At 61.7% G+C, this 14,693-nt stretch carries 10 protein-coding genes; 2 read left to right on the top strand and 8 right to left on the bottom strand.

The genetic code is table 11. The features are described 5' to 3' along the window. Positions 1-23 precede the first annotated feature (23 nt). The 8 genes from truA to leuC all read right to left on the bottom strand — a co-directional run bounded on the left by truA (position 24) and on the right by leuC (position 10,315). Complete coding sequence (gene truA / locus NMB39_RS09930) at positions 24-848, bottom strand: tRNA pseudouridine(38-40) synthase TruA (RefSeq protein ID WP_057024638.1); 825 nt, start codon at positions 846-848, stop codon at positions 24-26. 230 nt (positions 849-1,078) lie between these two features. Beyond that, positions 1,079-3,604, bottom strand: coding sequence for a motility hub landmark protein FimV (locus NMB39_RS09925; protein ID WP_494339332.1), 2,526 nt, complete (start codon positions 3,602-3,604; stop codon positions 1,079-1,081). A gap of 161 nt (positions 3,605-3,765) precedes the next feature. Beyond that, positions 3,766-4,776 (bottom strand): aspartate-semialdehyde dehydrogenase, encoded by a 1,011-nt coding sequence (locus tag NMB39_RS09920; RefSeq protein ID WP_494339333.1) that lies wholly within the window; start codon positions 4,774-4,776, stop codon positions 3,766-3,768. Positions 4,777-5,014: 238 nt separating this feature from the next. Then, positions 5,015-6,127 carry an aspartate-semialdehyde dehydrogenase gene (gene asd, locus NMB39_RS09915; protein ID WP_005789767.1) on the bottom strand — a complete coding sequence of 371 codons (1,113 nt, stop codon included), beginning with the start codon at positions 6,125-6,127 and terminating at the stop codon, positions 5,015-5,017. Between the two features lie 64 nt (positions 6,128-6,191). Continuing rightward, positions 6,192-7,274, bottom strand: coding sequence for a 3-isopropylmalate dehydrogenase (gene leuB / locus NMB39_RS09910; RefSeq protein WP_306958385.1), 1,083 nt, complete (start codon positions 7,272-7,274; stop codon positions 6,192-6,194). A 53-nt stretch (positions 7,275-7,327) separates the two neighbouring features. Beyond that, entirely contained in the window at positions 7,328-8,092 is a 765-nt protein-coding gene (locus NMB39_RS09905; RefSeq protein ID WP_306958386.1) for a class I SAM-dependent methyltransferase, read from the bottom strand. Positions 8,093-8,241: 149 nt separating this feature from the next. Next, positions 8,242-8,886 (bottom strand): 3-isopropylmalate dehydratase small subunit, encoded by a 645-nt coding sequence (gene leuD, locus NMB39_RS09900; RefSeq protein WP_005789771.1) that lies wholly within the window; start codon positions 8,884-8,886, stop codon positions 8,242-8,244. Between the two features lie 10 nt (positions 8,887-8,896). Next, positions 8,897-10,315, bottom strand: coding sequence for a 3-isopropylmalate dehydratase large subunit (leuC, locus tag NMB39_RS09895; RefSeq protein WP_043051273.1), 1,419 nt, complete (start codon positions 10,313-10,315; stop codon positions 8,897-8,899). A 140-nt stretch (positions 10,316-10,455) separates the two neighbouring features. On the opposite strand from leuC, the gene NMB39_RS09890 reads away from it, so the two are divergent. Together NMB39_RS09890 and NMB39_RS09885 are read left to right on the top strand one after the other, a co-directional pair. Next, on the top strand, positions 10,456-11,346 hold the full coding sequence (locus NMB39_RS09890; protein ID WP_057024633.1) for a LysR family transcriptional regulator: 891 nt from the start codon (positions 10,456-10,458) through the stop codon (positions 11,344-11,346). Between the two features lie 66 nt (positions 11,347-11,412). Then, complete coding sequence (locus NMB39_RS09885; RefSeq protein ID WP_494339334.1) at positions 11,413-14,691, top strand: sensor domain-containing protein; 3,279 nt, start codon at positions 11,413-11,415, stop codon at positions 14,689-14,691. Positions 14,692-14,693: the final 2 nt, after the last annotated feature.

Raw genomic sequence — 14,693 nt, 5'->3', positions numbered from 1 at the left:
GGTAACAAAAGCTTTTCCAGGCGTCAGCCGCCAAGTTCGCTGAAACCTGTGAGGAAGTGTGGCCCGATAAAGCGTTCCGGCAATTGGAACTCGTCGCGGTACTCCACATCCACCAGATACAGGCCAAACGGGTGCGCCGTGACGCCGCCCGTGCGGCGAATGCGGCTTTCCAGCACTTCCCTGGCCCACTCCACCGGGCGCTCGCCGGTGCCGATGGTCATCAGTACGCCGGCAATGTTGCGCACCATATGATGCAGGAAGGCCCCGGCGCGGATATCCAGCACGATCATCTTGCCGTGCCGGGTGACCCGCAGGTGGTGGACTTCCTTGATTGGCGACTTGGCCTGGCACTGGCCGGCACGGAAGGCGCTGAAGTCATGCACACCCACCAGGTACTGCGCGGCCTCGGCCATGCGTTCGGCATCCAGCGGGCGATGGTTCCAGGTGATCTCTTCGTTGAGGTGCGCGGGGCGGATCTGATCGTTGTAGATCACGTAGCGGTAACGCCGGGCGATGGCCTTGAAGCGCGCATGAAAGTGCGCCGGCATGACCTTGGCCCAGCTCACACTTACGTCATGGGGCAAGTTGATATTGGCGCCCATCACCCATGCCTTCATTGAGCGCTCGGCCTGGGTGTCGAAATGCACCACCTGGCCACAAGCGTGGACACCCGCGTCGGTACGCCCGGCACACATCAGCGACACCGGCGAATCAGCGACTTTGGACAGGGCGTTTTCCAGGGTTTCCTGCACCGTCGGCACGCCAGACGCCTGGCGCTGCCAGCCGCGATAGCGCGAGCCTTTGTATTCCACGCCCAGGGCGATGCGGTAAAAGCCTGCGGCCGCCATTTCGGCGGCCGCGTTATCTATATTTGCCAAGAACTGAGAGCCTGATGAATTGCGCAAAGGCGGGCATTATAAAGGCGCCGGATGCGGGGCGGGCGTTTTGTTATGGATCGATGCCAAACAAATGTGGGAGGGGGCTTGCTCCCGATAGCGGAGTATCAGTCAACAGGTTCATTGACTGAGCCACTGCTATCGGGAGCAAGCCCCCTCCCACACTGTTACAGCGCCTGGCTTTAGATGCGGCCGAGCATTTCCTTGGCTTCGCTACGCTGACCTTCATCACCCTCGGTCAACACTTCAGACAGGATATCCTTGGCACCGTCCGCATCACCCATGTCGATGTACGCCTGGGCCAGGTCCAGCTTGGTGGCGACCTCATTGGTGCCCGAGAGGAAGTCGAATTCCGGCTCATCACCGCCCAACGCCGCATCTTCTGCGGTGAAGGAAGGCTCGATGGGCGGATGTTCCAGGCTCTGGGACAAGCGGTCCAGTTCAGCGTTGACATCATCGAGCTCCGACGAAAAGGCGTCGGGCTTGGCTGCGGTGGCGCTCGGTTCATCAGCCAGAGACAGATCGAAGTCTTCCGGCAGTTCGAATTCGTCCAGTGCGGCGGGTGTCAGTGTGGGTGGATCTACCGGCGGCACATCCGCCACCTGCCCTTCGAGCCCCGAAAGGAAATCGTCATCGGACTGCGACGCCGGCGGCTCCAACTGCAGGTCCAGGTCGAAGTCCGACAGGTCCTGCGCATCAGGCTTGGCTGCGGTCTGTTGCTGCAACAGCGCCTCAAAGGTTTGCTGGTCTTGCGCGATCTCGGCCGGTGAAGCGGCCTCCAGATCATCCAGGCTCAGGTCGAAATCGGTATCGAGCGCGGCCGCATCCGCCTGAGGCGTCGGAGCCGGCTTATCGTCGAGCAGGTCCTTGACGTATTGCGCATCCAAGGCTGCGGCGGCCACTGCGGCACTGACACCCGCGGCCAACACGGCCATGGCCGGGAAGCGCGCCTTCAGCTGCTCGACTTGGGCATGGTTCTCACCGTTGGCCACCAATTGGCGCTCCTGGGTGACGAAACCGTCCTTGTCGTTCTGCAGGCCGTAGACTTCCATCAGCTTCAAGCGCAGGTCGCTGCGCTTGGGCTCGTGCTTGATGGCTTGCTCGAGCACATCAGCCGCCTGGTTCAGGTGACCACGGTCGATATGGGACTGGGCTTGCGCCAGGGCATCGCTGGAGTTCTCCTGGGCCACGGCCACAGCCAGCGGCGCGAGCACAGAGGCAACAGTCGGCACGACTACGGGCTCAACCACCGCGGCAGGCGCTGGAGCGGTCGCCAGCTTGACGCTCGGCGGCGGTACTTCAAGGCCTTCGAAACTGTCGGGCGGCAGGTCCTGGTCAATGTTGGAGGTGAACTCAGGCTCTTCGGCCAACGCCCGAGCCATGCGCAGGTGTTTTTCTTCTTCGCGGCGGGCATTGCGATGGCGCGCCCACAGCAGCAAGAGCAGCAGCACCACCAGGATGGCTGCGCCGCCAAGGATGCCAAGCACAATCGGGTTGGTCAGCAGGTCGTTGAACTTGCCTTCGGTGCTGGCAGGCGCTGCAGCCGGCTTGACCGGTTCAGGGGCAGGTTCAGGTGCCGGGGCCGCAACGGGCGCCGCAGGTGTTGCCGGCGCCGCCTCGGGCTCGCCGGCCAGCTGCGCAGGCATAGCCGCCGTCGCCGGCTCACCTTTTTCAGCCTGCAAGCGCGCGAGCTGGTCATTCTTCAGTTGAATCAGCTTTTGCAGCTTGTCCAACTGGCTCTGCAAGTCGGCGGCGCGGCTTTTCAGTTCTTCGTTATCGCGGCGCGTGGTGTCCAGCTCTTCCTGGGTCATCGCCAGTTTGTCGCTCAGGGCGCGGCTGTCAGCGGCCTTGCCCTTCACGCCTTTCTTGGCGGACTCGGCCGAGACCAGGCTCAAGTTGTCCTGGGCCGAGGTGCTCGACGGCGCATTGCCGGCCTGGGTGCGTTTGGTCGCATCCAACTGCGCCTTGCCGGCCACTTGGCCTTGAGGGGTACGGCGGCCTTGGCGCCAGGCGGCGTTCTGCGCGCTTACTTCGGCAATTGCTTGCGGTTGCGCCAGCGCAGTGCTTTGTGTGGCATCCGGCAGGCGCAGGACCCGGCCGGTTTTCAGACGGTTGATATTGCCGTCGACAAAGGCATCAGGATTGAGCGCCTGAATGGCCAGCATCGTCTGCTGGATCGAGGCACCATTGCGATTCTTCGCTGCAATTTCCCACAAGGTGTCGTGGGAAGTGGTGGTGTGCTGGGCGGGCTGGCTGACCACGGGCGCAGTGCTGGCCGGCGCGCTGGCAGTCGGGGCCGGCTGGTCGAACCTGGCCGGGTCGAGCAGCACGCTGTAGTCACGCATCAGGCGGCCGTTGGGCCATTGCACCTGCATCAGGAAACGCACATAGGAATCGGGCAGCGGCTTGCTGGAGGTCACCCGCACGACGCTGCGACCTTCGGGGTTGATCACCGGGGTGAACGTCAGGTCATCGAGAAACGCCTGGCGGTCGACACCCGCATCCACGAAAGCCTGGGCCGAAGCCAGGCTTGGCGTGATCTCGGACGCCGTGAGGCCGCCGACGTCGCGCAATTCGATTTCCACCGACAGCGGCTGGTTCAACTTCGACTTGAGGGTCATCTCCCCAAGTTGCAGCGCCTGCGCCATACCGGAGGTCAGCGCCGAGGCGGCCGCTATTGCTAACACCAGTTTGCGAACTTGAACCATAGCCTCATCCTTTGTTTGAACACTCCCCGCCCTGCGAGAAGGTTGGTAACCGCTGCCATAAGGCATGGCGAGCCGATAGGTTACCGACGCGCTTGTGTTCCACTTGGGGCCAAGCATAGCGCCTGGCTAGAATCAATCTACAAATTGCCGCCAAGTATCTTTTACACAAGGCCTTTTATCAACAACTGCGCCAATTCCACGGCGTTCAGGGCCGAGCCCTTGCGTACGTTATCTGACGTCAGCCACAGATTTAGTTCCGCGGGGTCGTCGACACCTGCGCGAACTCGTCCTACGTATACAACGTCCTGGCCGACGGCGTCGCCTACAGCCGTTGGATAATCGCCCTCCTCGACCAGCTCGATAGCCGGCGCCGCCTCGAGGGCGCGGTTCACCGCGACCAGATCGACCGGCGCGGCCAATTGCAACGACACAGTCAGGCTATCGCCAAAAAACACCGGGGCTTGAACGCAGGTTGCGGAAATCTTTAGCAAAGGTGTTTCCAGCACGGCACGCAACTCATGTACGAGGCGTTTTTCCAGCTCTGTATGACCCTGGGCATCTGGGGTACCGACTTGTGCCAACAGATTGAAAGCCATTTGCCGGTCGAAGAACTTCGGCTCCAGCGGACGCACGTTCAACAGCTCGGCAGTCTGGCGAGCCAACTCGCTGACGGCTTCGCGGCCCTGGGCGGAGACCGCCAGGTTGGCGGTGACACTGACGCGCTGGATGTCCACCAAGCCACGCAGCGGCGCCAGCACCGCCGCAAGGTAAGTGGCGCAAGGGCTTGGGCTGCCGAGCTGGAACGGCTTTTTCAAACCCTCCAGCACATGGGCGTTAGCCTGCGGTACGACTTGCGGCGCCTGCTCGGCCGGCAGTGCGCCGGACAAGTCGATCACCGAACAACCGGCGGCCGTGGCGCGCGGGGCGAAGCTCAGGGTCACCGCCGGGCCTGCCGCAAAGAAGGCCAACTGCGCCTTGCTGAAATCGAACTCGTCGACCTCCTTGACCCGCACGTTCTTGCCACGAAACGGCACCGAAGCCCCCGCCGAGTTACTGCCCGCCAGCAAATACAAGGTGCCCACCGGGAAATTCAGCTCTTCAAGGATCTGCACCAGGGTTTCACCCACGGTGCCGGTGGCGCCGATCACGACGATTTCAAAGGTCTGGGTCATGGGGGTTGCCTCGGGCGTTACGGGGGAGCGGCACTTTACCGGGTGGTTGGGGGTGAGGCAATTAGCCTGGGCCTTGTGGTGGGGCTGATGGCCTCATCGGGGGCAAGCCCCCCTCCCACATGTTGAGTGTGAACGCATTCAAATGTGGGAGGGGGCTTGCCCCCGATTGGGCCCGAAAGATCAACAAAAAACCCGCGCCTGTCACCAGAACGCGGGTTTCTCTTACTAACTTAAGCGATCAACGCTCCAGCAGGATCCGCAACATACGACGCAACGGCTCAGCCGCGCCCCACAGCAGTTGGTCGCCGACGGTGAACGCGCCAAGGAACTGGCTGCCCATATTCAGCTTGCGCAAGCGGCCCACCGGCACATTCAGGGTGCCGGTGACCTTGGTCGGGCTCAGCTCCTGCATGCTGATATCGCGGTTGTTCGGCACCAGCTTGACCCAAGGGTTGTGCTGGCTGATCAGCCCTTCGATATCGGCGATCGGCACGTCTTTGTTCAGCTTGATGGTCAGCGCCTGGCTGTGGCAACGCATGGCGCCGATGCGTACGCAGATGCCGTCCACCGGGATCGGGTTTTTGAAGCGACCGAGGATCTTGTTGGTTTCGGCCTGGGCCTTCCACTCTTCGCGGCTCTGGCCGTTGGGCAGTTCCTTGTCGATCCACGGGATCAGGCTGCCGGCCAATGGCACACCGAAGTTCTCGGTCGGGTAAGCATCGCTGCGCATGGCTTCGGCCACACGGCGGTCGATGTCGAGGATCGCGCTGGCCGGGTCGGCCAGTTGATCGGCGACCGCTGCGTGGGTCGCGCCCATCTGCTTGATCAGCTCGCGCATATTCTGCGCGCCGGCACCGGAGGCCGCCTGATAGGTCATGGCGCTCATCCACTCGACCAAACCGGCCTCGAACAAGCCGCCCAGGCCCATCAGCATCAGGCTGACGGTGCAGTTGCCGCCGACGTAGTTCTTGGTGCCGGCATCCAGTTGCTGGTCGATGACCTTGCGGTTGACCGGGTCCAGGATAATTACTGCGTCGTCCTGCATGCGCAGGCTCGAGGCGGCATCGATCCAATAGCCCTGCCAGCCGGCTTCGCGCAGCTTGGGGAAGACTTCGCTGGTGTAGTCGCCACCCTGGCAGGTCAGGATCACGTCGAGGGTCTTCAACTCTTCAATGCTGTAGGCATCCTTGAGCGGGGCGATATCCTTGCCCACGGACGGCCCTTGGCCACCTACGTTCGAAGTGGTGAAAAACACCGGCTCAATAAGATCGAAATCCTGCTCTTCCAGCATCCGCTGCATGAGCACGGAACCGACCATACCGCGCCAACCGATCAGACCTACACGTTTCATCGCAACTACACCTTGTTAAAAAGTGGGCCGCCTTGCAGCAACAACTGCAAGCGGGCCCGAGAGATTACAGATTCCGCAGCGCGGCGACTACTGCGTCGCCCATTTCTTGCGTACCCACCTTGGTGCAACCCTGTGACCAGATGTCACCGGTACGCAGGCCCTGGTCCAGCACCAGGCTGACGGCTTTCTCGATCGCGTCCGCTGCTTCACTCAGGTTGAAGCTGTAACGCAGCATCATCGATACCGACAAAATGGTCGCCAACGGGTTGGCAATGCCCTGGCCTGCGATATCCGGCGCCGAACCGTGGCACGGCTCGTACATGCCCTTGTTGTTGGTGTCCAGGGACGCCGACGGCAGCATGCCGATGGAACCGGTGAGCATCGAGGCCTGGTCGGACAGGATGTCGCCGAACAGGTTGTCGGTGACGATCACGTCGAATTGCTTGGGCGCGCGCACCAGTTGCATGGCGGCGTTGTCGACGTACATGTGGCTCAGTTCGACGTCCGGGTAGTCCTTGGCGACCTCCTCGACGATTTCGCGCCACAGTTGGCTGGAGGCCAGTACGTTGGCCTTATCCACCGAACAGACCTTCTTGCCACGCACGCGAGCCATGTCGAAACCGACCCGGGCAATACGGCGAATTTCGCTCTCGCTGTATGGCAGGGTGTCGTAGGCCTGGCGTTCGCCATTTTCCAACTCACGCACACCTCGTGGCGAGCCGAAATAGATACCGCCGGTCAGCTCACGCACGATGAGGATATCCAGGCCTGCCACCACTTCCGGCTTGAGGCTCGAGGCGTCGGCCAGCTGCGGATAGAGGATCGCCGGGCGCAGGTTGCCGAACAGGCCCAGTTGCGCACGGATTTTCAGCAAGCCGCGCTCGGGGCGGATGTCACGGTCAATCTTGTCCCATTTCGGCCCGCCCACGGCGCCGAGCAGCACGGCGTCGGCCGCACGGGCGCGGTCCAGGGTTTCGTCAGCCAGGGGCACGCCATGCTTGTCGATGGCAGCGCCGCCGATCACGTCGTGGCTCAGCTCGAAGCCCAGGCGGTACTTGCTGTTGGCCAATTCCAGGACCTTGACCGCTTCGGCCATGATTTCCGGGCCAATACCGTCGCCAGGGAGAATCAGAATCTGCTTGCTCATGCGTTCCTCATTTCATCAAGCGACCCGCCCGCGGGCAGGTCGGAAAAAATCAATCAGCGTTCGGCAAACACCACCAGCACGTCGGTGCTGAAGGTGCCGTCGGCCTGTATTTCGTAGTAATCACGTACTTCCTGGCCCATCGCCTGTTGCAGCTCAAGGATTGCCGCACGCAACAGCTCTGGCGTGCGCATGCGCTCGACCCACGACGTGTATTCCAGGCGCAGGCGCTGGCGGCGGCTGTTGCGCACATGCAGACCGGACTCGCTGAGTTGCTGCATCCACTCGGCGGCGGAGTAGTCACGCACGTGACTGGTGTCGCGCAGCACTTCGACGGTTTGCAGGTAAGTGTCCAGCAATGGGCTGCCCGGTGACAAGACGTCGACAAACGCCGCCACGCCGCCTGGCTTGAGCACTCGGCGCACTTCGCGCAGGGCCAGGCCGAGGTCGCTCCAATGGTGGGCCGAGTAGCGGCTGAACACGAAGTCGAACTCGCCATCGGCAAAGGGAAGGCGTTCGGCGGCGCCGTGTACGGTACGGATATTGTCCAGGCCGCGGTCAACCGCAGCCGCGGCAACCACATCGAGCATCGGCTGGGACAGGTCGTAGGCCACCACTTCGTTGACCAAGGGTGCGACATGGAAGCTCACATGACCGGCACCGCAGCCGAGGTCCAGCAGTCGTGCAGCGCCCTGCCCGGCCAGCTCGGCCTGGAGCAGCGCGAATTCGGTGCCCTGGGCGTGCACGGCACTGCTCAGGTAGGCCGAGGCTTGTTCGCCGAATTGCTTTTGCACGACTTGGGTGTGGGCGGTGGTGGTCATGGGGGATTCCTCAATGGACCTTGTGGTGTTTGTTCTGGCCCTATCGGGAGCAAGCCCCCTCCCACATTTGATCGCATTTCAACTGGAGGAACTGGATCAAATTTGGGAGGGGGCTTGCTCCCGATAGCGGCGGCCCTGCCTACATCAATCTATGCATCGCGAAACAACCAAGGCTGGCTCGCCCGATGCCTGGCTTCAAACGCCGCAATCGCATCGCCGTCCTGCAAGGTCAGGCCGATATCGTCCAGGCCGTTGATTAGGCAATGCTTACGGAACGCATCCACCTCGAAGTGATACACCTTGCCATCCGGACGGGTCACGGTCTGCGCGGCCAGGTCCACCGTCAGCTGGTAGCCCACATTGGCTTCCACCTGCTGGAACAGCTCATCCACTTCGGCATCGCTCAAGATGATCGGCAACAAGCCGTTCTTGAAGCTGTTGTTGAAGAAGATGTCGGCATAGCTCGGCGCGATAATGCTGCGAAAGCCGTATTCCTCCAGGGCCCACGGCGCGTGCTCACGGCTGGAGCCGCAGCCGAAGTTTTCCCGGGCCAGCAACACGCTGGCGCCCTGGTAACGCTCGGCGTTGAGCACAAAGTCTTTGTTCAGCGGGCGCTTGGAGTTGTCCTGGTAGGCATAGCCCACGTCCAGGTAGCGCCACTCATCGAACAGATTGGGGCCAAACCCGGTGCGCTTGATCGATTTCAAGAACTGCTTGGGGATGATCTGGTCGGTATCGACGTTGGCGCGATCCAAAGGGGCGACAAGGCCAGTGTGTTGAGTGAAAGCACGCATCGGGTATTCCTCAGATCAATTCGCGAACGTCGATGAAACGACCGTTGACGGCCGCCGCGGCAGCCATGGCCGGGCTGACCAAGTGGGTACGCCCGCCGGCGCCCTGACGCCCTTCGAAGTTACGGTTGGAAGTGGAAGCGCAATGCTCGCCCGACTCCAGGCGGTCGGGGTTCATCGCCAGGCACATCGAGCAGCCCGGCTCGCGCCACTCAAAACCGGCCTCGAGGAAGATCTTGTCCAGGCCTTCGGCTTCAGCCTGGGCTTTGACCAGACCGGAACCTGGAACCACGATGGCTTGCTTGATGGTCGAGGCGACCTTGCGCCCCTTGGCGATCACTGCCGCGGCGCGCAGGTCTTCGATCCGCGAGTTGGTGCAGGAACCAATGAATACGCGATCCAGCTGGATGTCGGTAATCGCCTGGTTGGCTTTGAGGCCCATGTACTTCAAGGCGCGCTCGATGGAGCCACGCTTGACCAGGTCAGCCTCTTTCGCCGGGTCCGGCACGTTCTGGTCAACCGCCAGGACCATTTCCGGCGAGGTGCCCCAGCTGACTTGCGGCTTGATCTGCGTGGCATCGAGTTCGACCACGGTGTCAAACACCGCATCGGCGTCGGACACCAGGTCCTTCCAGGCTTCGACGGCGGCATCCCAATCGGCGCCTTGCGGGGCAAATGGGCGGCCTTTGACGTACTCGACGGTTTTCTCGTCCGCCGCCACCATGCCCACGCGCGCACCGGCCTCGATGGACATGTTGCAGATGGTCATGCGGCCTTCGATGGACAGGTCGCGAATCGCGCTGCCGGCAAACTCGATGGCGTGGCCGTTGCCGCCAGCGGTGCCGATCTTGCCGATCACGGCGAGCACGATGTCCTTGGCGGTCACGCCAAACGGCAAGGTGCCTTCGACGCGCACCAGCATGTTCTTCATCTTCTTGGCCACCAGGCACTGGGTGGCGAACACATGTTCCACCTCGGAAGTGCCGATGCCATGGGCCAGGGCGCCGAACGCACCGTGGGTGGAGGTGTGGGAGTCGCCGCAGACCACGGTCATGCCCGGCAAGGTCGCACCCTGCTCCGGACCGATGACGTGGACGATGCCTTGACGCACATCATTCATCTTGAATTCGGTGATGCCATATTCGTCACAGTAGTCGTCGAGGGTCTGTACCTGCAAACGCGAGACCTGGTCGGCAATGGCTTCGATACCGCCCTTGCGCTCAGGCGTGGTCGGCACGTTGTGGTCCGGGGTGGCGATGATCGAGTCGACGCGCCAGGGCTTGCGCCCGGCCAGTCGCAGGCCTTCGAACGCTTGGGGCGAGGTCACTTCATGGATGATGTGACGGTCGATATAGATCAGCGACGATCCATCATCGCGACGTTTCACTTCATGGGAATCCCAAAGCTTGTCGTAAAGCGTTTTGCCGGCCATCAGTCGGTCCTCATCAGCGGTGCTTCTATACGCCGGGCTTTTCAATAACCCTTTGGCTTGTGAGGCTGATGGTATGGCGCTACATTAAATAACTCAAATTCATATTTTTTATGCTTTGGATTACCAACTGGAATACACCCATGGACCTGGCCAACCTCAATGCCTTTATTGCCATCGCTGAAACCGGCAGTTTCTCTGGTGCCGGCGAACGCCTGCACCTGACCCAACCGGCCATCAGCAAACGCATCGCTGGCCTGGAACAACAACTGAAGGTGCGTCTGTTCGATCGCCTGGGCCGTGAAGTGGGTTTGACCGAAGCCGGGCGAGCCTTGCTGCCTCGCGCCTATCAGATCCTCAATGTGCTGGACGACACCCGTCGCGCCCTGACCAACCTCACCGGCGAAGTCAGCGGGCGACTCACTCTGGCCACCAGCCACCATATAGGCCTGCACCGCCTGCCACCGATCCTGCGCACGTTCACCCGGCAATACCCGAACGTGGCGTTGGATATTCAGTTTCTCGATTCGGAAGTGGCCTACGAAGAAATCCTCCACGGTCGTGCCGAAGTGGCAGTGATTACCCTGGCGCCCGAGCCCCACAACCTGGTGCGCGCCACGCCGGTCTGGGATGACCCGCTGGATTTCGTGGTGGCGCCCGAACACAGCCTGATCAGCAACGGCTCCATCAGCCTGGCCGATATCGCCGCGCACCCGGCGGTGTTCCCCGGGGGCAACACCTTCACCCACCACATTGTCAGCCGGTTGTTCGAGGCCCAGGGCCTTGCGCCGAATATCGCCATGAGCACCAATTATCTGGAAACCATCAAGATGATGGTCTCCATCGGCCTGGCCTGGAGCGTGTTGCCGCGCACCATGCTCGATGAGCAGGTGGCAAGTATCGCTTTGCCGGGCATACAGCTCAGTCGCCAGCTAGGCTATATCGTGCACACCGAAAGGACGCTGTCGAACGCTGCGCGGGCCTTCATGAGCCTATTGGATGCACAGGTCGATCTGCCAGGGTTACCGGCATGACACCGTGCGGCCCCGGGTTCTAACTACTACCGCGCTGTTTTCCCAACGAGCCAAGGCCCTTTGATAATGCGCAATCCCGTCGACCCGATACCTCCCCTGCCCCGCATCTACGCCCTGGACCCTCAAGCGGCGGAACAAAGCTGGGACAGCGCTCCGCAGTTGCTGGCGGCCCTCAATGCCGCCCGGCTGGGTGCCTGGTGCTGGGAAATCGATACGGGAAAAATCAGTTGGTCCCGGGGCACCCAGGCGCTATTTGGCTTTGATCCTCGCCAGCCGCTGCCCAAAGACCTCGACTATCTCGATCTGCTCGCACCGGAAGACCGAACCCGCGTAATACGCGGTTTTCACGCGGTACTCGCCGGGGAGCCATTCGAGCGCGCCATGCACCACCGCATCCAGTGGCCCGATGGCAGCCTGCACTGGCTGGAGATCAGCGGCAGCCTGGCGCCAGATAAAGCGGGTCGGCGCCGCATGATCGGAGTGATTCGTGAGATCACGCATCAGCGCGAACGCGAATACGCCCTCAGTCATTCAGAAAAGCGCTTCGCCACGCTGTTCCATTTGTGCCCGAACATGGTGCTGCTGACGCGCCAGGCCGACGGCTTGATCAGCGAGGCCAACCAGTACTTCGAAATGCTGTTCGGCTGGCCGGTGGCCGACGCCATCGGCCGCACCACCCTGGAGCTGGGCTTGTGGCGCGATCCTGAACAACGCGCACTGCTGGTCAAGGCCACCCAACGCAAGGGCGAGCCCATGACCATGGAGGTGCAGTTCTGCGCCAGCAACGGCCAGATCCACGACGGCACGCTCAGCGCCCAAAAGGTTGAGCTGGAAGGCGAGGCTTACCTGATCAGCACGTTCCTGGACACCACTGAGCGCAAAAATGCCGAACAAGCGCTCAAGGACAGCCAGGAACGCCTGGACCTGGCCCTGGATTCGGCACAGCTGGGCACCTGGGATTGGCACATACCCAGCGGCATGCTCTACGGCTCGGCTCGCGCCGCGCAATTACACGGCCTGGACCCGGCACCGTTCCACGAGTCCTTCGATGCGTTTTTCGAAGGCATGTCCGATGCAGATCGCGAGGGCATGCGCAACGCCTACCGCAGCTTGCGCGAAGGTCCGGGTGGCAACTATCAGTTGACCTATCGCGTGCTGATGGAGGACGGCAGCCCACGCTACCTGGAAAGCCGTGCGCGCCTGTATCGCGACGAGTCCGGCCACCCCTTGCGCATGGCCGGCACGTTGCTGGATATCACCGACCAGGTCGAGCGCGAGCAACGGCTCACAGCTTCCGAAGAAAAATTCGCCAGCTTGTTCCAGGCCAGTCCCGACCCGATCTGCGTGACCGACCTGGAGAGCGGCGCCTTTATCGAGATCAACCCCGCGTTCACCCAGACCTTCGGCTTTACCGCCGCCGAAGTGATCGACAGAAGCGCCGAGCAGATCGGCCTGTGGGACGACTCCAGCAAGCGCCTGCAACGCATCGAGCAGGTGATTCGCGAACAGGCCCTGAGCAACGTAGCCGTCGTAGTGCATCACAAGGACGGCCAAAGCCTGACCTGCGTGATTTCCAGCCGCTTGATCAAGGTCAGCGACCAGTCGTGCATCGTCACCACGCTGCGCGATATCACCCAGCAGCAACGCTCGGAAGCCGCGCTCAAGGCCAGTGAAGAGAAATTCGCCAAGGCATTCCACTCCAGCCCCGACGCGATTTCCATCACCGAACGCGACAGCGGCCGTTATGTGGAGGTCAATGATGGTTTTTGCCGCCTGACCGGTTACCGCACCGAGGAAGTGATCGGCCTGACCCTCTACCAGATCGGCATCTGGGCCGATGAAAACCAGCGCGCCGCCCTGCTGGCCGAGCTGCAGATCAAGGGCCGCATTCATCATCTGGAAATGCTCTGGCACAACAAACGTGGCGAGGTGTTGGCGGTAGAGGTTTCGGTTGAGCCGATCACCTTGAATGAAACCCCATGCCTGCTGCTGACCGCACGGGACGTCAGCCTGTTGAAAAACGCCCAGGCGCAGATCCGTCACCTGGCGTACCACGACCCGCTCACCAACCTGCCCAACCGTGCGCTGCTGATGGATCGCCTGAGCCAGCAGATCGCCTTGCTCAAACGCCACAATTTGCGCGGCGCCCTGCTGTTTCTTGACCTCGACCACTTCAAGCACATCAACGACTCCCTCGGCCATCCGGTGGGCGACACCGTACTAAAAATTGTCACCGCACGCCTGGAAGCCAGCGTACGCATGGAAGACACCGTGGCACGCCTGGGCGGCGATGAGTTCGTGGTGCTGCTCAGCGGCCTGGAGGGTTCGCGCCAGGCCGTCAGCAGCCAGGTGCAAGCATTGGCCGACACTCTTCGCGAGTTACTTTCGGAACCGATGTTCCTCGACGGCCATCGGCTGCAGGTCACGCCGAGCATCGGCGTGGCGCTGATTCCCGACCATGGCAGCACACCGGCCGACCTGCTCAAGCGTGCCGACATCGCCCTGTACCGCGCCAAGGATTCAGGGCGCAATACCACGCAGATGTTCCACAACAGCATGCAAAAAACCGCCAGCGAGCGCCTGCGTATGGAAACCGACCTGCGCCTGGCTTTGTCACGCGGCGAGTTCAGCGTGCATTACCAGCCTCAAATAGACGCCCGTGGCAACAGGATTGTCGGTGCCGAGGCCCTGGTGCGCTGGCAGCATCCGCAACTGGGGGCGCAGTCGCCAACGGAATTTATCAAGGTTTTGGAAGACAGTGGCCTGATTCTGGAAGTCGGCACCTGGATTCTCGATGAAGCCTGCGGCGCCTTCGCACAATTGATTGCCGACGGCCTGGTGGACCCGCTCAATTTCAGCCTGTGCGTGAACATCAGCCCACGGCAGTTTCGCCAAAATGATTTTGTGGAGCGGGTGGAACGCAGCCTCGAACAGCATCAACTGCCCTTCAGCCTGCTGAAACTGGAGATCACCGAAGGCATTGTCATCCAGAACCTTGACGATACCGTGGCGAAGATGCGCCGCCTGAAAAAGCTAGGCGTGAGCTTCGCAATGGATGATTTCGGCACCGGCTACTCATCCCTGACCTACCTCAAGCGCCTGCCGGTGGATGCATTGAAAATCGATCAGTCGTTCGTACGCGATGCGACTCACGACCCGAATGATGCGGAAATTATCCGTGCCATTGTGGCCATGGCGCGCAGCTTGAACCTGGAGGTGATTGCCGAGGGCGTGGAAACCCCGGAACAACTGGCGTTCCTGCAACAGCTGGGCTGCCATTTATTCCAGGGTTATTTGCACAGCCGGCCGTTACCGATAGAGGGGTTCAGGCGACTGCTGGAGTAGCG

Source organism: Pseudomonas sp. FBCC-B545 (genome assembly GCF_059134095.1).
Note: the sequence above shows the minus strand (reverse complement) of the source record. Positions and strands in the feature narration are given on the sequence as shown.